This window comes from Suttonella sp. R2A3 (assembly GCF_021513215.1).
Lineage (GTDB): Bacteria > Pseudomonadota > Gammaproteobacteria > Cardiobacteriales > Cardiobacteriaceae > JAHUUI01.
The window spans coordinates 1,234,196-1,255,588 of record NZ_CP090975.1 but is presented as its reverse complement, the minus strand read 5'-3'; the positions used below and the strand labels follow the sequence as shown (position 1 = coordinate 1,255,588).

The 21,393-nt window shown below is 49.1% G+C and carries 17 protein-coding genes and 2 pseudogenes; 10 read left to right on the top strand and 9 right to left on the bottom strand.

The window, feature by feature from the left end; genetic code table 11:
* The first annotated feature begins 79 nt into the window (after positions 1-79).
* Positions 80-1,476, top strand: a pseudogene (locus tag L0B52_RS05930) (SLC13 family permease).
* A 48-nt stretch (positions 1,477-1,524) separates the two neighbouring features.
* Here the strand turns inward: L0B52_RS05930 and murU are convergent.
* Genes murU through L0B52_RS05915 form a run of 3 tightly spaced genes read right to left on the bottom strand, consistent with a single transcriptional unit; the run spans position 1,525 to position 4,024 of the window.
* Entirely contained in the window at positions 1,525-2,181 is a 657-nt protein-coding gene (gene murU / locus L0B52_RS05925; RefSeq protein ID WP_235063818.1) for an N-acetylmuramate alpha-1-phosphate uridylyltransferase MurU, read from the bottom strand.
* A gap of 28 nt (positions 2,182-2,209) precedes the next feature.
* Positions 2,210-3,235, bottom strand: coding sequence for an aminoglycoside phosphotransferase family protein (locus tag L0B52_RS05920; RefSeq protein WP_235063817.1), 1,026 nt, complete (start codon positions 3,233-3,235; stop codon positions 2,210-2,212).
* 3 nt (positions 3,236-3,238) lie between these two features.
* Entirely contained in the window at positions 3,239-4,024 is a 786-nt protein-coding gene (locus tag L0B52_RS05915; protein ID WP_235063816.1) for a thiol:disulfide interchange protein DsbA/DsbL, read from the bottom strand.
* Positions 4,025-4,169: 145 nt separating this feature from the next.
* Here L0B52_RS05915 and hemB point away from each other — a divergent pair, with 145 nt between their 5' ends.
* The 4 genes from hemB to dcd are packed head-to-tail and all read left to right on the top strand — an operon-like array spanning position 4,170 to position 7,628.
* Positions 4,170-5,177: a porphobilinogen synthase gene (gene hemB, locus L0B52_RS05910; protein ID WP_235063815.1), complete on the top strand. Its 1,008-nt coding sequence runs from the start codon at positions 4,170-4,172 to the stop codon at positions 5,175-5,177.
* On the top strand, positions 5,174-5,974 hold the full coding sequence (gene aroE, locus L0B52_RS05905) for a shikimate dehydrogenase (protein WP_235063814.1): 801 nt from the start codon (positions 5,174-5,176) through the stop codon (positions 5,972-5,974). Before hemB ends, aroE begins: the two co-directional genes overlap by 4 nt.
* A 3-nt stretch (positions 5,975-5,977) precedes the next feature.
* Entirely contained in the window at positions 5,978-7,036 is a 1,059-nt protein-coding gene (gene apbC / locus L0B52_RS05900) for an iron-sulfur cluster carrier protein ApbC (protein ID WP_235063813.1), read from the top strand.
* 22 nt (positions 7,037-7,058) lie between these two features.
* The gene (gene dcd, locus L0B52_RS05895) at positions 7,059-7,628 is read left to right on the top strand and encodes a dCTP deaminase (protein WP_235063812.1); all 570 of its coding nucleotides are present in this window, start codon (positions 7,059-7,061) and stop codon (positions 7,626-7,628) included.
* Positions 7,629-7,639: 11 nt separating this feature from the next.
* Here dcd and L0B52_RS05890 read toward each other — a convergent pair whose 3' ends face one another.
* Entirely contained in the window at positions 7,640-8,131 is a 492-nt protein-coding gene (locus L0B52_RS05890; RefSeq protein ID WP_235063811.1) for a disulfide bond formation protein B, read from the bottom strand.
* An 8-nt stretch (positions 8,132-8,139) separates the two neighbouring features.
* Entirely contained in the window at positions 8,140-8,913 is a 774-nt protein-coding gene (locus L0B52_RS05885; protein ID WP_235063810.1) for an exodeoxyribonuclease III, read from the bottom strand.
* A 24-nt stretch (positions 8,914-8,937) separates the two neighbouring features.
* Between L0B52_RS05885 and pyrE the strand changes: the two genes are divergently transcribed.
* The gene (pyrE, locus tag L0B52_RS05880; RefSeq protein ID WP_235063809.1) at positions 8,938-9,603 is read left to right on the top strand and encodes an orotate phosphoribosyltransferase; all 666 of its coding nucleotides are present in this window, start codon (positions 8,938-8,940) and stop codon (positions 9,601-9,603) included.
* A gap of 64 nt (positions 9,604-9,667) precedes the next feature.
* On the opposite strand, the gene L0B52_RS05875 is transcribed toward pyrE, so the two are convergent.
* From L0B52_RS05875 to L0B52_RS05865, 3 genes are read right to left on the bottom strand one after another with little or no spacing between them, the layout of a single operon-like run.
* Positions 9,668-10,975, bottom strand: coding sequence for a DUF1302 family protein (locus L0B52_RS05875; RefSeq protein ID WP_235063808.1), 1,308 nt, complete (start codon positions 10,973-10,975; stop codon positions 9,668-9,670).
* Entirely contained in the window at positions 10,972-11,757 is a 786-nt protein-coding gene (locus L0B52_RS05870) for an outer membrane lipoprotein-sorting protein (protein ID WP_235063807.1), read from the bottom strand. The genes L0B52_RS05875 and L0B52_RS05870 overlap by 4 nt, the downstream gene beginning before the upstream one ends.
* Positions 11,744-14,305, bottom strand: a complete 2,562-nt coding sequence (locus L0B52_RS05865) for an RND family transporter (RefSeq protein ID WP_235063806.1) — start codon at positions 14,303-14,305, stop codon at positions 11,744-11,746. Before L0B52_RS05865 ends, L0B52_RS05870 begins: the two co-directional genes overlap by 14 nt.
* A gap of 251 nt (positions 14,306-14,556) precedes the next feature.
* Here L0B52_RS05865 and L0B52_RS05860 point away from each other — a divergent pair, with 251 nt between their 5' ends.
* Together L0B52_RS05860 and fusA are read left to right on the top strand one after the other, a co-directional pair.
* Positions 14,557-15,801, top strand: coding sequence for a glutamate-5-semialdehyde dehydrogenase (locus L0B52_RS05860; RefSeq protein ID WP_235063805.1), 1,245 nt, complete (start codon positions 14,557-14,559; stop codon positions 15,799-15,801).
* Positions 15,802-16,026: 225 nt separating this feature from the next.
* Positions 16,027-18,088 (top strand): annotated as a pseudogene (gene fusA / locus L0B52_RS05855) (elongation factor G).
* A gap of 52 nt (positions 18,089-18,140) precedes the next feature.
* Here the strand turns inward: fusA and L0B52_RS05845 are convergent.
* Positions 18,141-18,593, bottom strand: coding sequence for a YbjN domain-containing protein (locus tag L0B52_RS05845; protein ID WP_235063803.1), 453 nt, complete (start codon positions 18,591-18,593; stop codon positions 18,141-18,143).
* Between the two features lie 193 nt (positions 18,594-18,786).
* On the opposite strand from L0B52_RS05845, the gene ppk2 reads away from it, so the two are divergent.
* Positions 18,787-19,968 (top strand): polyphosphate kinase 2, encoded by a 1,182-nt coding sequence (gene ppk2, locus L0B52_RS05840; protein ID WP_235063802.1) that lies wholly within the window; start codon positions 18,787-18,789, stop codon positions 19,966-19,968.
* 116 nt (positions 19,969-20,084) lie between these two features.
* Positions 20,085-21,356, top strand: a complete 1,272-nt coding sequence (locus tag L0B52_RS05835; RefSeq protein WP_235063801.1) for an O-acetylhomoserine aminocarboxypropyltransferase/cysteine synthase family protein — start codon at positions 20,085-20,087, stop codon at positions 21,354-21,356.
* Positions 21,357-21,393: the final 37 nt, after the last annotated feature.

Below are 21,393 nucleotides of genomic sequence, written 5' to 3'. Positions count from 1 at the left end.
GTGCTTTTTCTTCGTATCATGGCTCGTTTTACACCAAAAAAGGAGTCCGCGGATGGCAGCATCCCCACAAAATATTGGCATGACCACTGATGCTGAAGGTGTTGTTCCTCGTGGTATTCGCAACGGTTTGCTGACGATAGCGATTGCCGCAGTTTTGTCTTTTGTGTTGTACTGGTTACTGCCTTATGACGAAGCGGCCAATCGTGGTTTGGCGTTATTGCTGTTTGTGGCAATTTTGTGGTTTACCGAGGCAGTACATATTAGTTTAACCGCGTTGATGGTGCCGCTGTTGGGTGTGGCGCTATTTCTTCCTGGTACGGGGCCGGAAAATATGCCCACGTTCTCTATGGCGCAAACGCTCAATAATTTTTCCAACCCGATTATTTTCCTTTTTTTGGTGGATTTGCTTTAGCAACGGCGCTGCAAGTACAGCGTATTGATTACAAAATTGCCCGCCGCATCATTCAATTAAGTGGCTCACACTTACTCTATGCAACCATTGCCTTATGTCTTGTTACGGCATTTCTTTCCATGTGGATTTCGAACACTGCTACTGCCGCGATGATTTTGCCATTGGCGCTGGGTTTGTTGTCGAACATTGACCGTAATGACCACCATACGCGGGTGTTCATGCTTCTGGCGATTGCCTATTCGGCGAGCATCGGTGGGATTGGTACGCTGGTTGGTTCACCGCCAAATGCGATTGCTGCCAAGGCGTTAAACATGCATTTTGTTGATTGGATGCCCTATGGAATACCGATTATGTTGGCAATGCTGCCGCTGATGTTCGTGGTATTGATGCTGGTGTTTCGTCCTAATCTGAACCAACGTGTCAATCTGGCTAACGATGAGCGTTTGCCGTGGACCAGGCCGCGCATCATAACCCTGATTGTGTTCATTACCACCGCCACTCTGTGGATTCTCGGTGCCCAATTGAAAAAACTCGGCATCAGTAGTCCGGATACTTTTGTGGCTATTGCTGCGATTGTCGCAGTGGTTACTTTGGGGTTGGCAAGCTGGAAGGACGTGGTCAATAATACCGATTGGGGCGTGTTATTGCTGTTTGGTGGCGGAATTACGTTGAGCGTTATTTTGCGCGACTCCGGGGCGTCACTGGTTTTGGGTCAACAAATCGCGCAAACCTTTGGCAACATGCATCCATTATTGATTATCTTAATCATCGCCGCGTTCATTATCTTCCTTACCGAATTCACCAGTAACACCGCGTCTGCTGCGTTGCTGGTTCCGGTTTTTGCCACTATCGGTGTTGAGTTGGGGATGCCACAGGAAACGTTGGTGTTGGTGATTGGTATTGGGGCATCATGTGCCTTTATGCTACCGGTCGCTACCCCGCCAAACGCGATTGTCTTTGGTACGGGTGAAATTCGCCAGCGCGATATGATTCGTGGCGGTGTGGTACTCAATATTGCCAGTGTCGCTTTGGTAGCACTTTTTGCCTATTTCTTCATTCACTAAGGCGTGTGTAACGTGGGCGAAATGTTATTTCTCCCACGTTTTAACAGCTCAGTGGTAAGCGCTTTGTAAGGTGGCGAGGCGTTCGGGGGTGCCAACATCCTGCCAATCGCCAATATGGTGTTCGCCGCTGACCGCTCCTTGAGCGACTGCTTGGTGTAACAGCGGTGCTAAGGGGCGAAAACCGGGAGCGCTTCCGGCAAAAAAACGCGGATTAAAGCGGGCAATGCCGGCGTAGGTGAGCGTTTCTCCGGCGATCACTCGTCCACCGGATAAGCCGAAATCGCCGCGTGCTTTCCACACCGGGTTATCGACTAATAAGAGGTGCGCGTCGCTGGTGGTGTCGTTGTGGGCAAAAGTGCGGTAATCCACATCGCACCACACATCAGCGTTGACGCATAAAAACGTATCATTGCCTAATAATGGCAGCGCTTGAATGATGCCACCGGCGGTTTCTAAGCCTTCTTCGGGCTCGCGCGAATAAGCAATGCGCACGCCATGGTCGCGTCCATCACCTAAAGTGGTGCGAATTTGTTCACCATGATAGCCGAGGTTGATCACTAAATCGCTAAAACCATATTGTGCTAAACGCTGGATTTGCCATTCAATCAGGCTATATTGGCCAACGCGCAGTAGTGGTTTTGGCTGATCATCGGTGAGCGCCTGCATGCGTTTGCCGCGACCGGCCGCAAGAATCATTACTTTCATGCAAAATCCTTGAATATGTTTCGTTTGTTCATGAGGCAGCCGCGTCCTCAGCAACGCGTAACCGCTCAGGTAAACGCTGTTGCGCTTCGTTGAGGAGTGAAGCGAGCACAGGGTGATCTGCTTGAAAAAACGCCACTTCAGCGCAGGCATAATCCAGCACGCGTTCAAGATCTTTAAGATAGCCTTGTTTACCATCGCGTACCGCCAAGCGAACAAAAATACCTAATACTTTCACATGCCGCTGCAGCGCGGTTTGTTCGCAGGCCATGCGCCACGCTTCTTCATCCATCGTGGTTGGTGCGTGAGTGCGAAACGCGCTTTCCCAAGCCTGAACGTCGGCCTGTGGGTAGCGAATATAGCAATCGCGGGTCAGTGAAATAAGGTCGTAACACACGCTACCGGTGACCGCATCTTGAAAGTCTAACAGGCCAAGCTGGTTATCACCGCGGTTCATGATGTTGCGGCAGTGAAAGTCGCGATGCACACACACGCTATCGTGGCGCGCAATCGCTTGTGCAAGCGCCTGGTATTCTTCGCTAAGTTGTTTGTGTTGCGCAGCATCTAGTGGCGTGTCGAATATAAATGGTACAAACCAGGTATCAAACAGGGTTAATTCTTTAACGAGCAAGGCCTCGTTATACGCGGGTAGTTGCGGGCATAGATCTTGTTGTTGGCTTTGCCAGTCATGCAGCAGCGCCAGCAGGCGTGGCATGGTGTTTTCTGGTTCGCTATTAAGCGCGTGGGCAATCCAATCATCGCCAAAATCTTCTAATAGCAACAAACCCTGTGCACTGTCTTGTGCGTAGACCTTGGGCACTGGCGCGCCACGTTCGGCAAAATCGCTGGCGAGTTGGGCGAAGCGTTGCGCGGTTTCAGGGTGTGCTTGATCGTCCATCACAATATAGCTGATATCTTGGTCATGAACGCGCCAATAACGCCGTGTGCTGGCATCGCCGGCAAGTGGCGTCATGGTTTTTGCGGGTTGATTGGTGTAGTGATAAAAAAAACGGGCGATGCTTTGTGCTCGCCCGTCTGATACAAAAGGTTGGCTCATGAACTATTCTTTGAGGTTGGCGACATAGTCCAGAATATCAAAAAACCGTGCATCATCACCAGTGTAACGAACATCGTATTGCCCGTTAACGATAAACGCTGGGACGCCGCTCAAGCCTGAATCATTGAATAAACGGATGGCGCGTTCCATATCTTGTTTGACGCCAAACGAATCCCAGGCCTTGTTAACGGCTTCTTTATCAGCGCCTTGGCTAACCAAAAACGCCTTCGCTTTGCCTTCGTCAAAAATAATGCCCGGGTTGTTTTTATTATGCACCTGCGCAAAAGTTTCGGCATTAATATTCATGCCTAATGCTTTTGCGGTGTAGAACAATTGGCCACCAGTTGCCCAACGGCTGCTTGGCATCGCCGGGACAAATTCAAACGCTATGTCGTCAGATTTCTGATTCTCAGTTTTCTGCGTTTCAAGTTTCTGGGTCTGAAGTTTTTGGGTTTCGAGCCTTTTGTCTATGGCCGTACCTAACATTTTTAGGGAGGGGAATAATCGACTATTGATTGCCCAGCGGTTGCTTTGTGTTTCTGACGTGGATTCAACCGGTTGATCGTCCGATTCCTGGGGCCCAAGCCATTGTTCCACGACGGGGTAGACACTATTACAGTGGCCACAGCCGTACCAAAAAAACTCAATCACTTTTGGCGATTGCGCGTCGTCAATAACCGCAGGCAGCGTTTCATAATCATTGCCTGCGATATATTTCATCTGCGCTTGCGCTGTGATCGATAAAGCGGCAAAAATTAGTGCCAGACTACTAAACCATACTTTTTTCATACTCTTCTCCTAAAGATCTGTTGTCGGTGGATTATAAAGGCAACCCCCCCCGATTAAGCGCTTGCCATCTGTTAACCTTCTATTTTGGGCCTAAGAAAAGTTGATATGAAAATGCTACACTACGTCTTTTTGTAAGGGCCTCTCTATGATTCCTTCGATTCAGTTTCCTGCAACGCGTAAACGCCGTTTGCGCGCTGACGATTTCTCTCGTCGCTTGGTACGTGAAACCAGCCTCACCCCTGATGATTTTATTCTGCCGGTTTTTGTCTGTGAAGGCGAAAACCAGCGAGTCGCTGTGCCTTCGATGCCGGGCGTTTATCGCCTAAGTATCGACTTATTACTTGAAGAAGTTGGCGAATTACTCAATTTAGGGATTCGTTGTATCGCGCCGTTCCCTGTGATTGAAGCTGATGCCAAATCGCTCGATGCGGCTGCAGCGTATGATGATAACGGATTGGTTCCGCGCGCGGTGGCGGCAGTGAAAGCGCAATACCCGACTATGGGGGTGATGACCGATGTCGCCTTGGATCCCTATACCACCCACGGTCAGGATGGCATCATCGACGATAAGGGCTATATTCTCAACGATGTAACCGTTGACACTTTGGTTAAACAGGCGCTTTGCCATGCGCGGGCGGGTGCGGATATGGTCGCGCCGTCGGATATGATGGATGGGCGTATTGGTGCGATTCGTGAGGCCTTAGAAGCCCAAGGCATGCCGAATGTGCGGATTGTTGCCTACAGCGCGAAATACGCGAGCAGTTTCTATGGGCCATTCCGTGATGCGGTGGGTTCAGCAGCCAACCTGGGTAAGGCGGATAAACGCAATTATCAAATGGATCCCGGCAATAGCGATGAAGCGCTGCATGAAGTCGCGCTCGATATTAGCGAAGGTGCGGATATTGTGATGATCAAACCGGGCATGCCGTATCTCGATATCGTGCGCCGGGTTAAAGATACCTTTGCTGTGCCAACTGCGGTGTATCAGGTTAGCGGTGAATACGCGATGCTGTGTGCGGCCTTTGAACAAGGCTGGTTGAGTCGTGAGGCGATCATCATCGAGTCGTTGCTTTCATGTAAGCGTGCTGGTGCGGATATTATCCTGACTTATTTCGCCAAAGAAGCTGCACAGTGGCTACAACAGCCGCTATGAGCGCGTGTTGTGCGGTAATTGGTAACCCGGTGGCGCATAGCCGTTCGCCAGATTTGCATCATGGCTTTGCGCAAACCTGCGGTATCCCACTGCACTACGAGAAAATCTTAGCCGAAGAAGATGATTTCGCGCATGTGGTGCAGGCGTTTTTTGCCAGCGGTGGGCGCGGGCTGAATATCACCGTACCGTTTAAACAACGCGCGGCTGAACTAGCCGATCATTGCAGCGAAGAGGTGCGTTTATCAGGGGCTGCGAATACGCTGTGGCACAACGAGCAACAGCAGCTGTGCGCTGATAATACCGATGGTCGCGGCTTGGTTAATGCGCTAACGGCTCATGGTGTGACGCTTAGCGGACAACGCATACTGCTGATTGGCGCTGGTGGGGCGGCGCAAGGGGTGTATCATCCTTTGCTTGCCAGCGGCCCAGCGGTGCTCGATATCGCTAACCGTACGCCAGAAAAAGCGGAAGCGATTATTGCCAACCAAGGCGGTGACGGTCGCGCATTTGGCTTAGACGAGCACGTTGACGAACCGTATGACTTGATTATCAACGCCACATCCAGTGGTTTGGATGATAGCGCGCTTAAGGTGCCGGCAAACTGTCTCGCACCAGGTCATAGCGTATGCTACGACATGGTCTATGGCACGACCACGCCGTTTATGCGTTGGGCTGAAGAACAACAAGCTGCAGCGATTTATGATGGTTATTCGATGCTGATTGAGCAAGCACGACTCAGCTTTTCACAATGGTTTGGCGTACTGCCACCCGTTCAATCTTATAACGATAGAGGTTAATTTATGGACGCATTTATTCAGGCGGTCAGCGCCTATCATGACCCGGTTCTTGATTGCCATCCGTTTGCCCATAAAGGCGCCGTCGCGCTGAATGATGGTGTTTTAGCGCTTAATACGCTTTTTCCGTGTGCCCTTGAAGTGGCGCGCTATCAGCAAGCGCTAAATAGTTTGGCGGATGAGCATGGTGTGAGCCTAAACGCAGTCGAGATTACCGCGAGCATCAGCTCACATGAAGTGCAAGGTGGGCTGAAACCGCTACGTGGGGTAAAAAACATCATCGCCGTAGCCTCAGGTAAAGGTGGGGTCGGTAAATCGACGCTAACGGTCAATCTGGCGGTCGCTTTACAGCAACAAGGCGCTGAAGTAGGCATACTTGACGCCGATATTTACGGACCCAGCCAGGCGATGTTGCTTGGTGGTGCGGAAAAGCCGCATTCCTCTGATGGTAAAAGTATGGAGCCGGTGCTACGCCATGGTCTGCAAACGATGTCGATTGGTGATTTGATCGAAGAAGATACCGCGATGATTTGGCGCGGGCCGATGGTCACGCGGACCTTAATCCAACTACTGCAGGAAACGCGTTGGAAAGATTTAGACTATCTGATTATCGATTTGCCACCAGGCACCGGCGATACCCAGCTCACATTATCGCAACAGATTCCGGTCAGCGGCGCGGTATTGATCACCACACCACAAGATATCGCGCTGCTTGATGCGAAAAAAGGTAAAGCGATGTTTGATAAAGTCTCTATTCCGACGCTCGGGCTGGTAGAAAACATGAGCTATTACTGCTGTCCACAATGTGGCCATGAAGATGCGATTTTTGGTGAGGGTGGCGGCCGAGCGTTGGCCAAGCAATATGAGATCAGTCTGCTTGGACAAATCCCGCTACACAGCGAAATTCGCGCGCACAGCGATGATGGTACACCGATTGTTAGCGGCGAACCTGAGGGCGAACTTGCGGGCATCTATCAACGCATTGCCGCAAAATTAACCGCGGAATTATCCACCAAACGTAAAAATTTCACCCAAGCTTTCCCAAAAATTGTTGTAGAATCGTGAGCCTTTATTCTTGGAGCGCAGCATGAGTATTAAGAACGACCGCTGGATTCGCCGTATGGCGCAAGAACACGGCATGATTGAGCCGTTTTCTGAGCAACTGATTAGTCGTAATGAGCGTGATGAACGTATTGTTTCTTATGGTACGTCAAGCTATGGCTATGACGTGCGCTGTGCGCCAGAATTTAAAGTATTCACCAACATCAATTCGGCGATCGTTGATCCAAAATCATTCGACCCCAATGGTTTTGTCGATATTGAGAGCGATGTGTGCATTATCCCGCCAAACTCGTTTGCGCTTGCCCGGACTGTCGAATATTTTCGTATTCCGCGTGATGTGCTCACCATTTGCTTGGGTAAATCGACCTATGCGCGCTGTGGGATTATCGTTAACGTCACACCACTTGAGCCGGAATGGGAAGGGCATGTGACGCTCGAGTTTTCTAACACCACCACCTTGCCGGCGAAAATTTACGCTAACGAAGGGGTGGCGCAGATGCTCTTTTTGCAATCTGATGAAGCGTGTGAGACGTCGTATAAAGACCGTGGCGGTAAATATCAAGGACAGCGCGGCGTTACCCTACCGCGCACCTAAGCAGTTGTACCTTAGCGCTTGGGGTCGGTAAAAATAGCGACAACGAGTAAGACGAAAAATAGCGCAATCGACCAGGTTGGGATGGTAAGGCCCATAAACAGATCGCGGGTCGCGCAATCGCCGGTACCTTGCATCGATTGCCATAGGCCGCTTAAAAAGCCGTTTTGTTCGATGACCCCGTAAAAATCGAGTCCGCAAGCAGGGGTTTGCCCAGCTGGCAGGTTTTGGATTTGAATATGGCGCGCGGCGAGTCCAATGCCAAAGAAAATACTTAAGTATTTGAGCGTTTTCATCACCACCAGTTGTGCGCCACTTTTTGGCCACCACAGAGCGTGTAAGAAAAACATCAACCCGACCACAGCAAACGCCAAACGTTGCATCATGCACAGTGGGCATGGGTTGAGGTAGAGTGTTTTTTCCAAATAAAAGTAGGCAAAAGCAATCATTAGCCAGCAAATCACTGCGGCGGCTAAAAGCGTCAGTCGTTTCGTTTTATCGTGCATGAGGATCCTTAGAGCAAGTCATCATAAGTAAGGATGAGCGGTGCATGATCTGAAAGCTGCTCATCGGTGTAAATGGCGGCATTTTTGACCATTGGTATGAGGTTGTCACTGACGATGTGGTAATCAATCCGCCAACCCACGTTATTCGCGCGTGCTTGACCGCGTTGTGACCACCAGGTGTATTGGTGATCTTCTTGGTTGATTAGACGAAAAGCATCCGTGTAGCCGCTGCTGAATAATTCGCTTAGCCATTCGCGTTCATGCGGCAAAAAACCTGAATTTTTTAAATTACCACGCCAGTTTTTAATATCTTTTTCGGTATGGGCGATATTAATATCGCCACAAACGATCACCCGCTGGCCGTTGGCGGCTTTTTCTTGTAGATACGGTAAAAATTTGGCCATAAAAGCTTCTTTTTTAACCTGACGGTGATCACCACTGGTGCCAGAATGCATATAAAGCGAGATCAGGCTTAAATCGCCATAGCGCGCCTCGATATAACGGCCTTCCTCGTCAATTTCTGGCCAACCGATGCCTTTGATCACCTCATCGGGCTGATGCTTGAGGTACAATGCCGTACCGCTATAGCCTTTTTTGACCGCGTCATGATAATAATTGTGCGCCAACGGGGAGAAAACTGGGTTGGCGCTTAACTGGTGTTCCTGAGCTTTGGTCTCTTGAATGCACACCGCATCAGCGTCCTGCGCAGCCAACCAATCAAAAAAGCCTTTGCGCTCAGCAGCGCGAATGCCATTGGCATTAAACGAAATGATTTTAAACATACCGACAATCTGGATTAAAACAATATGCTCGCAGTATATCAAAAAGACTTTATCAACACGGCGATCCGCGTCCAGGCGCTGAAGTTTGGCGAATTTAACCTGAAATCAGGACGCATTAGTCCATATTTCTTTAATGCTGGTGCGTTTGCTGATGGTGATGCGTTGTGGGCGATCGCGCGCGCTTATGCGAGCAGAATTGTGGCTATGCTCGAGCAAGGGATGGCGATTGAGGTGTTATTCGGGCCGGCCTACAAAGGGATTCCTTTGGTGGCGGCAACCAGTGTGATCTTAGCGCAGAGCCATGGGATCAATTTGCCGTGGGCGTTTAACCGCAAAGAAGCGAAAGATCACGGCGAAGGCGGTGTGTTAGTTGGCGCGTCGGTGACAGATAAGCAGGTGCTTATTTTGGATGATGTGCTCACTGCAGGTACAGCTATTCGCGAATCATTAGCCTTATTAGCGCAGCATCAGGCCAGGCCGTGCGCGGTATTGGTGGCGCTCGATCGGCAAGAGTGCTTGAGTGACAATGATCCGCGTTCAGCGCTACAAGCGGTCGGTGAGGATAGCGCATTGCCTACCGATGCCGTTTTGTCGTTAAGCGATTTGATGCGTTTTATCAGTGAGGATGAGTCGCTTAAACAATACCTGCCTGCGATGGATGCGTATCGCCAGCGTTATGGCAGCGCGTAAGATACTCACCCAAGACTGCTAGAGGATGTCTAGCAGCATTTTCCGGTGGTTACAGTGAGGCGGGTCAGAAATTGTAGCGCGCGCGAGCATAAATATTGCTGTTATCCTTAAATTGCCCCCACTGGGTATGCTGATGCTTGCCGCCAAAAATGTTTGCACCCAGTTCATATTGCCAATGGTCGTTCTGTCGGTAGCTCATTTTTGGCTTGAGGTAGAAATCTTCGCTATCAGGCGAATAAAATGCAAACAATGATAGATTCAGCTTTTGCTGCATGGCTGTCCAGGTTAGGCGCGTGGTGAGTGTATGGTGCCACTCATCTGGTAAATGCGCTGGGTTTGGTGTTGCCGCATAAGTATTATCGTAATTTTGCATTTTTTGTATCATCCATTGACCACCAAGGGTTAGGTTGGTGGCTATTTCGCGTTCGTAGCCTAAAAGCATATTCCACTGATCATTTGGCACGAGTGGATTGGTTCCATCGTGTTCGTCCAAATAATTCCAATAGGCCACCTCAGCATTGGCAATCCCACCCCATAGCGGTCGACGTATACTGCTACCAAAACTGTTTAAACGTGGGTAGATGTTGAGCCCAGCGATGGGATCAAAACCTTGAGGCTGGGTATGGAATCCATGATAGCCATAGAGTGCGTACTCGACGCCATCAATGGTTTTTGCTAATCGCAGAGCAAACTGGCCATTATTGAGTTTTTTATCGGGTTTACGCGCGTTAATTCGTGGTTCAGACACAACGCCGCCAGCCATAGGATTGAAGTAAACGAAGCGTTCACCGCTAATGATTTCATCTTCAGCAAATACGGGTGTCCATACTGCATTGACGTTGGCTAATGGGGTATACCAATTAAGGCGAATAGCGGCTTGTGAGGCTTTGAGATAACTATCTTCACGTCCAGAAAGCATCGATTGCCAATCTTTAGCAAAGAAATCGTTTAGAAACAGATAGTCGCCGGTTCCCCAGGTTAATACTTGCTGACCTGCTCGGATATTTAGATTGTCACTAAGCTTCAAATCGGCGTAGAGCTCGCGCACCTTGATCTGCCATTGATCATCGTCGAGATCATCAGCGAGACCTTCAATTTTGAGGTTAACAAAATGTGGGCCGAGGTAGCGGTTAGCGCCGAATTGCCCACGCAGCTCCATTAAGCTGGCAGTTTTATCGAGCGCATTGTTTCGGGTAAAGCTGCCGATACCTGCTTCGATAAAACCTGTCGTTTGCCATGCGCTAGTGCTATCAGCCAGCTCAGCGGCGTTATCATCATCCCATAGATAAATGTCTTCTGCTGCCGCGTTTTGGACCAATAGGGAGGCAGTGCCAAGCACTGCCCATAAACCAAGTGTGAACTGTTTGATCATTTTAACCACTCGCTAGGCGGCATACGCAATGAACGCTCACTAAATATGTCTGCTGGGATACCCACATCGTATTTAATGCCGCGCATTTGGTTGAGGGTATAGCTACCATCGCGCAGATTCTCTGCCTTCATTTGAGTGATGGTTGGATAGCCTTGAATCGTTTCAATTTTGCTCGCACTAATGCGACGATAGGCTTCCCCACTGTTATCGTAATAGGTTGCTTCTACAGGCAAGTAGTTGTTTTTATCAATTTTTACGGTGAAATATGCAAATTCCACTGCATTTTTTGCTTTAGGAACGGCTTTGAGCAACCAACTATCGCCACTATCTTGCTCGATACTATAGCTGTCAGCAGCCGTGTCACGACCTGAGATGTCTTCGTAGAAGAAGGTTGAGCCAACGAAGCTGGTCCGTTTATCGCCTGCGGTAATACGTTTAACTAAATCCAGCCCCGGCAGATATAACCAACGATCGTCGTCACGGCCGGGATGTTTGTTAACAAGAAAGGTGGTTCTTGCGACATCGGCAGGTTGACTAAACACGACAAGATATTGTTGGTCGCCCCCTTTGCTGACATTGCGGCGCAGGATGTGAAACTGGCGCATTTGTTTGCGCCCTTGGCCATCAACAATCATCATTCTTGCTTCAGTACGGCCATCATCGCCTGGATAAACCGCAGCTAAGTTGGCTTTTTTGATGATCTCATCAGCACTTTGTGCCCATAGCGAAGCGCTGAGGCCCAACAGAGCGATAGCGCTCAATAATTTTTTAGTTTGAAACATGACTTTCTCCTTCATTTTTGAATAACCAGCCGCGCAACTGATAGACCAGCGCGGGTAATACCACCAAAGTAGTGACGCACGAAATAATCATGATCGACGCCATAAAGATGCCGACTGTTTGATAAGGGACCAATGGTGCGAGTAAGAGTGGGGTAAATCCGAGCGCAATAACAATTGCGTTGCGGCTAATCGCTCGTCCGGGCTCTTCATAGACCTCACGCAGACCTTGGCGCCAATTTTTAGGGTCGCTGACCAGTTTGCTTCGTTCAATAAAATGGATGGCAAAGTCGACACTCATGCCCAAGGTGAGCGCAGATAGCACAGCTACAGGCATGTCATAGTTTTTACCGATCAGGCCAATCAAGCCATAGATAAAGGTAATGGTTACAGTGAGCGGTATCATTGCGATCAGCCCCCAGGTGAACGAGCGGAATAGGAAGATCATCATCAACGCAACGATGACAAAAGAAGCTGCTAAGCTACTTAACATCCCGCTTACCATCGCATCTTGCCAAACCATATTGATGTAGGTTAGGCCGCTCCATTGTCGTTCTATACCTTGTGGCACAGGATGCTCGGCAAACCACATATCCATATAATCGATCACTTTGCTCATATCTTGGTTATCACCAGAAGTGAGCTGTAGCCAGATCACCGCAGATTGATAATCTGGTGTAACCATATGCCACACATCATTTGGCTTATGCGAACTTTGTAAGGTTAGAACTGCTTGCGCACCAGCTGCGGCACTTTCAGGCAGGCGATAATCTTGTTCCTCGCCGCTGATAAGCTCGCGGTTGACTGTTTTCAATAAATCAACGACCGAAGATGCTTTGCCTACATAGCCAGAGTCGATCAACGCCTGTTGTACTTGCTCTAAATACGCCAATTGATTGGGCTGGAGGAAGGTTTTTTGTTGGTCGGTGTACTGTCCCACGGCTGCACTCAAAGCCTCCCAGTCCGCTTGTTGGTCTGTCTCACTCATAAAAGCCTCATCAACTAATGCGTTGTTGAGCGCGCAAACATCGAGCTTACCTTCGTCGGTATGCTCTGTGAGTAACTCCTGCCAACGCTCACGTACTGGCTGTGAAACGGCTGCTAGCGGCATATTTACGGCTTTGACAAGTGCATTCTGATCTTGATCGCTAGCTTTGAAGCTCAAAAAGGCTTCATAAGTACCAGCAAAATGCTCGTTAAGCACTTTGTCTGCCTGACGAATAGGGTGCGACGACTCAAACCAATTGATCGGGTTGTCGTTGATGACAATGCGGCTGATGCCCCACGCACTGATACCTAACGAGACCACCATAACGATTAAAATCAACCGGCTATGACGAATGATAGGTGCTGATAGCGTGCGCAGAAAATGTGCCAGTAGCGAGCCTGATTCATCGCTTTTTTGAGCGCGCTCAGCCATTTTGTTTAGTCGCTGATCTGACAGACTCGCAATATAAGCGGGGATAAACGTGATGGTTAATAAAAAGGCGACCGCAATACCGATACCGACAAAGCTACCAAAGACACGTACTGGTGGAATATTGGCGGTGTTGAGCGAAACAAAGCCGACCAATGACGTGATAGAGGTGAATAGCATCGGGCGGAATAAGCGGCGTACGCCATCGCTAATCAGCCTTACTTTATCTACACCACTACGGTAATGATCGCTAAAATCAGAAAGCATATGCACGGCGTCTACTACCGCGATCGGCATCAAAAAGATCGGGATCATCGATGACATGATGTGCACAGGAAAGCCTAAGCCAATCATCAATCCCATGGTGATGATCACGGTAGCCATAGCGACGATCATCGGTGCAGCAACCAGTACAGCGCTACGGAAAAACCACAACATCAGCGCAAAGATTAATGCTGCGGCAGCAGGTGCGGAAATCGCCATTTGGGTGAACATTTCCACACCAAAGGTATCTTCAGCAACCGGCAAACCCGTCACATAATAATCGTCTCCGTTATCGGGCAATAGCGCAATCTGCTCCTGTAATTGCTGATAAATTTGGTAGCTTTGGTCTTTGGCAGTGATCGGAATATAAATCCCTGCCACTTTATGGTCGCCGGAAACCAACGTGTTTTGAATCATTGGTAGACGATCAACCCAACCTTGAATCAAATCAGCCTGTGCTTGATCGGTTGGGGCAGGGTTCATCATCCAGTGAAAAGAGATCGTATTGGTATCAGTCTGGGTGATATTATCGCTTGTTGCCAAGCTCATTAAATCATCCGCTACTACGCCATCAATGGTAGCGATCTCATCAGATAATGTTTTGAGATTTTGTAAGGTTTGCGGGTTATAAACCCCGTTGGCATGATCATTGTTCACCAAGCCGACCACAATCATGTCGGATAAATTAAAGCGCTGTTTGATTTCATCATGGATAACGCGTGCAGGATGGTCGTGTGGCAGCATGTTCTCTGGATCGGTATCAACACTGACGCGTAGCATTAGCAATAAAGAAACCACACACAGCACGGCGGTTAGGGCAAATATCTGTCGAGGGTGGCTGGTTGAAAAGCGGATGAGAGATTGTTTCACGGCAGTATCTTTTATTAATTCATATATTTCTAATATAAATAAAATATTATTTTTGTCAACGGATTCTTAGCGCTTAACAGGCTGTGTTGGGTAATAAACAGTTAGCTAATGAGCTGACTAGAGAAGCTGTCTATGGTTTATCAATTAACTTATGATGGACTAGTGCACATTTATCAAAGATGCTGGTTTTTTATCTTCAAAAAAAACGCTTTACGCTATGATGGTGGTTTGAGCTTTTTATTGTGGTTTCTATGAGCATCATCACTACTCTTGGCGAACAAGCCCAACGCAGCGCACGCAGTCTGGCAATCCTTGGTAATGCGCGTAAACGCGAAGCGCTAGAAGCGATGGCGGGTGCGATAGATTCGGCGCGGGCAAACATTCAATCAGCCAATCAACAAGATGTTGCTGCTGGCCAAGAAAAAGGGTTATCTGAAGCCTTACTTGATCGATTAACGCTGACTGATGCGCGGATCGATGCAATGATCGACGGCATTCGGCAAATTGCCGGCCTGCCTGATCCGGTGGGGGAGATCAGCGGGATGCGCACAAATGATAAAGGGCTACAGATTGGACGGATGCGCGTGCCGCTCGGGGTGATTGGAATTATTTACGAATCGCGGCCGAATGTGACCGCTGATGCAGCGGCCTTGTGTCTCAAATCAGGCAATGCAGCGATCCTGCGTGGTGGTTCAGAGGCGATTCATAGCAACCGAGCGATTATGGCAGCCATTCAAGAAGGCTTAAGCGAGGCTGAACTTTCACCGCATGCCATTCAATTAGTGCCAGATACCGATCGCGCGTTAGTCAGCGAGCTGCTCAATGCCGCGCAATACATTGATGTCGTCATTCCACGCGGTGGTAAAGGCTTGGTACAACTGGTTAGTGAGCAGGCGAAAATGCCGGTGATCAAACACCTTGATGGCCTGTGTCATACCTATATTGACGTGGCGGCAGATCTTGAAAAAGCACTCAGGGTTGCTGATAACGCGAAAACGTATCGCTACGGTATTTGTGGGGCGACAGAAACGTTACTCGTTCACCAAAATATCGCGGCAGATTTTTTACCTAAAATTGCTGAGATTTATCGCAAAAAAGGCGTTGAGATGCGTGGCTGCTCGCAAACCCAGGCGTTGATTAACGAGGCACACGCAGCAAACGAAGACGACTGGAGCACAGAATACTTAGCGCCAATCATCGCGATTAAAATAGTGCTAGATTATGAGGCAGCTTGTGCGCATATTGCACGCTACGGATCGCGCCATACCGAATGTATCGTCACCGAACAACTCGATACCGCGCAGCGCTTTTTGCGTGAAGTCGATGCCGCTTCGGTGATGGTCAATACCCCGACGTGTTTTTCAGACGGCTACGAATACGGATTAGGTGCGGAAATCGGCATCAGCACCGATAAAATCCATTGGCGCGGGCCGGTGGGTGTTGAAGGGCTTACCTGTCAAAAATTTATTGTGCTCAGCGATGGGGTGACTCGCTAGCCCCAGCGGCAGCTCTATGACGACTAGATGCCGTATCGCGCGTTTACGCCCTTTTCATCTCCTTGCGCCTTCTAATAATTGGTTTAAAAACAAGAGATAACCGGGGCTATTTATGCTACCGAGTATGAATGATGCTGCGGCAGCAGAAAATGCTAGATAACGCTTTCTTTATCAGCTTTGTTAAATTATGATATCAATAGACCTGATAAAGCTTAGGAGTTCGTTATGGCAAATGCTTCCCTTGCTGCGATGGCAGTCGATAATATCCGTACCTTGGCCTTGGTTGGCGCGAGTGGTGTCGGAAAAACGACTTTAGCAGAAGCTTTATTAACCCAAGCTGGGGCGATTGCCAGCGCGGGTTCGGTAGCGCGAGGTTCAACGGTCAGCGATTTTGATGCCCAGGAAATCGCTCAGCAACATTCTTTGCATACTGCCTTATTGCATTATCATTATCAGGATGCGCGCGTGCATTTGCTCGATACACCCGGCATGCTTGATTTTATCGGCCACAGTATGGCGGCTCTTGAAGCGGTGGAAACAGCGGCGATTGTGGTTAATGCGGCAATTGGTGTTGATCCACTGGCGCAACGCATGATGCGTTATGCCGCTGATCGACAGATGGATCGCATGGTGATTGTCAATAAAATGGATAGTCATGAGGCGGATCTGCCGGCGTTGCTCGCAGAAATCCAAGAAGTATTTGGTCGTGAGTGTTTGCCGGTTAATTTACCGGTCGATGGCGCTCGTGATGTAGTGGATTGCTTTTTTAACCGCAAAGGGCAAAGCGATTTTGGTGATGTTAGCGCCGCACATAATGCCTTGGTAGAACAAGTGGTGGATGTTGATGAGGCGTTTTTAGAGCGCTATCTCGAGGATGGCGATATTCCAGCCACTGAACTGCACGCACCGCTTGAGCAAGCTTTAGCAGAAGGCCATTTGATTCCGGTGTGTTTTGTTTCGGCTGAAACAGGCGCGGGGGTGGACGCGCTGCTTGAGGTAATCGATAAACTGTTGCCGAGTCCGTGTGAGAGCAATCCGGCCACCTTTTTACAAGGTGAGGAAGAGGACGCTGTGCCATTACTTGCTGACCCCGATCCGGCCGCGCATGTGCTGGCGCATGTGTTTAATATCCGCATCGATCCCTATGTTGGCAAAATTGCTGCGGTTCGGGTGCACCAAGGGACGATTCGCCCGGGCAGTCAGCTCTATATTGGTGATGCGCGCAAGCCGTTTAAAGTCGCCCATCTATATGTGCAACAAGGCAAACAGCAAATCAACTTAGAAGCCGCTGTTCCAGGTGATATTTGTAGTCTGGTTAAGGTGGAAGATTTAGCGTTTGATGCGGTGTTACACGACGCCCCGGAAGATGTTCATATTCGCCTGAAACCGCTGAATTTCCCGATGCCAATGCATGGTCTAGCACTGACGCCACAGCAGCAAAGCGATGAACAGCGGCTGTGGGAAGTACTCAATAAAATGGTCGCTGAAGACCCTTGCTTGCGCTTAACCCATATTGCCAGCACCAATGAGACAGTCCTTTATGGTTTGGGTGATTTACATCTGCGTTCGCTGCTTGAGCGGCTACGCAGCCAGCATCAGTTTGAAGTCGACACCGCGCCACCACAAATTGAGTACCGCGAAACGATTACCCAAGCAGCAGAAGGGCAATACCGTCATAAAAAACAAAGCGGTGGTGCTGGGCAGTTTGGTGAGGTACACCTGCGTATTGAGCCGTTAGCGCGCGGAGAAGGCTTTGAATTTATTGATGCGGTCAAAGGCGGCGTCATCCCGGGGCAATTTATCCCGGCTGTAGAGAAAGGCATTCGTGAAGTGCTTTCTGAAGGCGCGATCGCGGGTTATCCGGTGGTTGATGTGCGGGTAACGGTTTATGACGGCAAACATCATAGCGTTGATAGTAAAGAAGTCGCGTTTGTCAGCGCCGGTAAAAAAGGCCTTTCAGCGCGCGATTCGTGCGGCAGAACCTCAAGTTCTAGAGCCGATTGCGCGCCTGAACATTCGTTGCTCGGAAGAGGCGATTGGTCATATTACCGGTGATCTCGCCGGCCGACGTGGCATGGTCAGCGGCACAGACAGCCACAGTCGCGGCGGGATGAGTATTACCGCGAATGCGCCGATGGCTGAATTGGCCGATTATCAAACCCGTCTTCATGCGCTAACCGCCGGACAAGGCCGTTACACCTTAGCCTTGTCGCATTATGAAGCGGTACCACATGCTATGCAGCAAAGCTTGATGGCTGCCTATCAACAGGTGCCAGAAGAAGAATAGCGCGCATAAAAAACTCGGCAGTGATGCCGAGTTTTTTTGATTAAGATAGTGCTTAGATGCGCTCGTTATAAGTTGCGCTGAGAATATCTTCCAGGTTGCTAATCAAGAAATAGTAGTAGTTTTCCTCGAACTCATCGGGGTTGTAGCCGAATTGCACGTGATAATTGGCTTCAGCAACCATCGTTTCTTCGTCGAGCATAAATAATTTCGGGGTTTTGGTATCTCGATTCCATTCGTTCGCGTATTCAATGAGGTCATCATAACGACTTGGTTTGGTGGAAAATTGTGCGAAAATGCGTAAATTCCAAACCATACCATCGTTCACTTCTTCGGCGATAACGTACAGAGAACCGCCTGAATCCGAAAGCTCGAGAGGGATTTCAATATCGCCATCGACGTCGATTTCATAGCGAACCTGCATTTTATCTAAGGTTGCTTCAACCGCTTTGCGGCTAGGAACATAGAGTTCGCTGTCGTCGAGTTTCTCGATTGAGGGGAGATTCATGGCACTCGCTGTGCCAATCAAACTGAGGCACGCGATTACAAGTAGCAGGAAGCGTTTCATAAGTCCTTCTTATGTAAGGTGAATAATCAGTAACACTTTAGCGCCTTCCTTAAAGTTAATCAAGCACTAAAATTAGCGCCGAACAACATTAAAAAATGTTATCATATCCTTTTAGCATAATTAGGAGGTCGCAATGGCTAAATCACCCAATAGCAAGGCAAACAAAAGTAACGCTAAAATGCCTGAAGATGCATTAGAAGCCATCAACAAACCGGCTGATCCTAATGTAGAAACTCATGAAACAGAGAGCAAGACCGAACGCGCGATTCGTCGCAAAGAAGTCGCGCTCCGTGAACTTATTGAGCGCGATATGAAAGCGGGAAAAGTGAGTGAGGTGGTGGGGCATTTAGATGCTATTTTTGAAGGCGCATCACCGGATGATTTGGAAATTTTGCATAAATTGTTTGTGAAGCATTCGCTAGCCAATGTGGCGCAAACCGGCGTCAAGTCCGATGATGAATTGGTCGATAACTGGCGCGAAGGGGTGTATCCGTATAAAAATCGCATGCGTCGTAAGACCTATGAAAAGCAGAAATATCATTTACAGGTTGAGCTGTTAAAGCTGCAAAAATGGGTCAAAGAAACTGGCCAGAAGGTGGTGATTCTCTTTGAAGGGCGTGATGCGGCTGGTAAAGGCGGTACAATTAAGCGCATGATGGAGCATCTTAATCCTCGTGGTGCGCGGGTTGTGGCGCTAGAGAAACCGACCGAGCAGGAACAAGGCCAGTGGTATTTTCAGCGTTATGTTCAGCATTTGCCGACTAAAGGCGAAATCGTGCTTTTTGACCGTTCTTGGTATAACCGCGCCGGCGTTGAGCGGGTGATGGGGTTCTGTAGCGATGATCAATACAATGAATTTATGCGCCAAGTGCCCGATTTTGAGCGTAACCTCATTCGCAGCGGAATTTTTGTGATTAAATTCTGGTTTTCAGTGAGCCGTGATGAGCAGCGCCGCCGCTTTGCTTCCCGCGAGCAGCACCCACTGAAACAATGGAAACTCAGCCCGATTGATAAAGCCTCATTAGATAAGTGGGAAGACTATACCGAGGCAAAAGAAGCGATGTTCTTCCATACCGATACTGCGGAATCTCCGTGGATTGTGGTGAAATCCGATTGTAAAAAACGTGCGCGCTTAAATGCGATTCGCTATGTGCTGCATAAGTTGCCTTATGACAGTAAAGACGAAGAGCAGATTAGCGCGATTGATCCATTGTTGGTTGGCCGCGCTGGCGCACTCTATGAAATCAGCGAAGGTAAAATTAAAGCCGCTGTGGATATTGCGCCTAAGGTTAAAAGCAAAAAGAAATCAGATTAAGCCCCGATGCGTTTGTTAATTCATGATAATTTCGCATAAGTTCATGCGAAAGGGTTATTGTTGTGCATGAATCTTTGGGTTATGCTGAAGGTTTAACCCAACGATGAGGCCTCTCCATGAAATTTGCAACGACTGCTATCCACGCCGGTTATCAAGGCGACCCCACCACAAAATCCGCTGCGGTGCCAATCTATCAAACCACCTCCTACACGTTTGATGATACGCAACACGGTGCGGATCTCTTTGATCTTAAGGTGCAAGGCAATATCTATACACGGATCATGAATCCGACCAATGCTGTGTTAGAAGAGCGTGTTGCTGCGCTTGAAGGTGGTATTGCTGGATTGGCTGTTGCTTCTGGTATGGCCGCGATAACCTATGCGATTCAAGCCATCGCCAATGTGGGTAGTAATATTATTTCCACCGCGCAACTTTATGGCGGCACATACAATCTTTTTGCCCACTCTTTTCCAAATCAAGGCATTGAAGTGCGCATGGTTGCCCATGATGACTACGATAAGATTGAAGCCTCAATCGATGATAAGACCAAAGCGCTTTATTGTGAGTCGATCGGTAACCCAGCAGGGAATGTGGTCGATATTGCGCGCTGGGCTGAGATTGCTAATGCGCACGGTATCCCGCTGATCGTTGATAACACCGTGGCAACCCCTTATCTCTGTCGCCCGTTTGAGCATGGCGCGCATATTGTCGTTCATGCACTGACCAAATATATTGGTGGGCATGGTACAACCATCGGCGGCATGATTGTCGATTCAGGCACCTTCCCTTGGCAAAAACACGCCGAGCGTTTCCCGATGCTCAATGAACCCGATCCGTCTTATCATGGGGTGGTTTATACCGAAGCTTTAGGAGAGGCGGCGTATATCGGGCGTTGCCGCGTGGTGCCACTGCGCAATACGGGTTCGGCCCTATCGCCATTTAACGCGTTTCAAATCATGCAAGGTTTGGAAACCTTAGCGCTACGCATGGATCGCCACTGTGAGAATGCGGAAAAGATTGCCCAGTGGTTAGTGAAGCAGCCTAAGGTCAGCAAAGTACACTACGCAACACTTGAGGGTAGCCCGTATCGTGCGACTGCAGATAAAATCTGTGGAGGCAAGGCCTCAAGCATCTTAAGCTTTGAATTAGAAGGTGGTGTTGAGGCTGGTGGGCGCTTTATTGATGCGCTCGAGCTGATTTATCGACTGGTTAATATCGGCGATACCAAAACTCTGGCGTGTCATCCAGCAAGCACGACCCACCGCCAGCTCAATGCCGAAGAATTGGCGAGCGCGGGTGTGAGTGAAGGTTTGGTGCGCCTGTCAATCGGGATTGAAGACGTCGAGGACATTATTGCTGACATTGAGCAGGCCTTAGCAAAGGTTTAAATCACAGATAGCGAGCGGCCTTTCTGATAAACTGGCG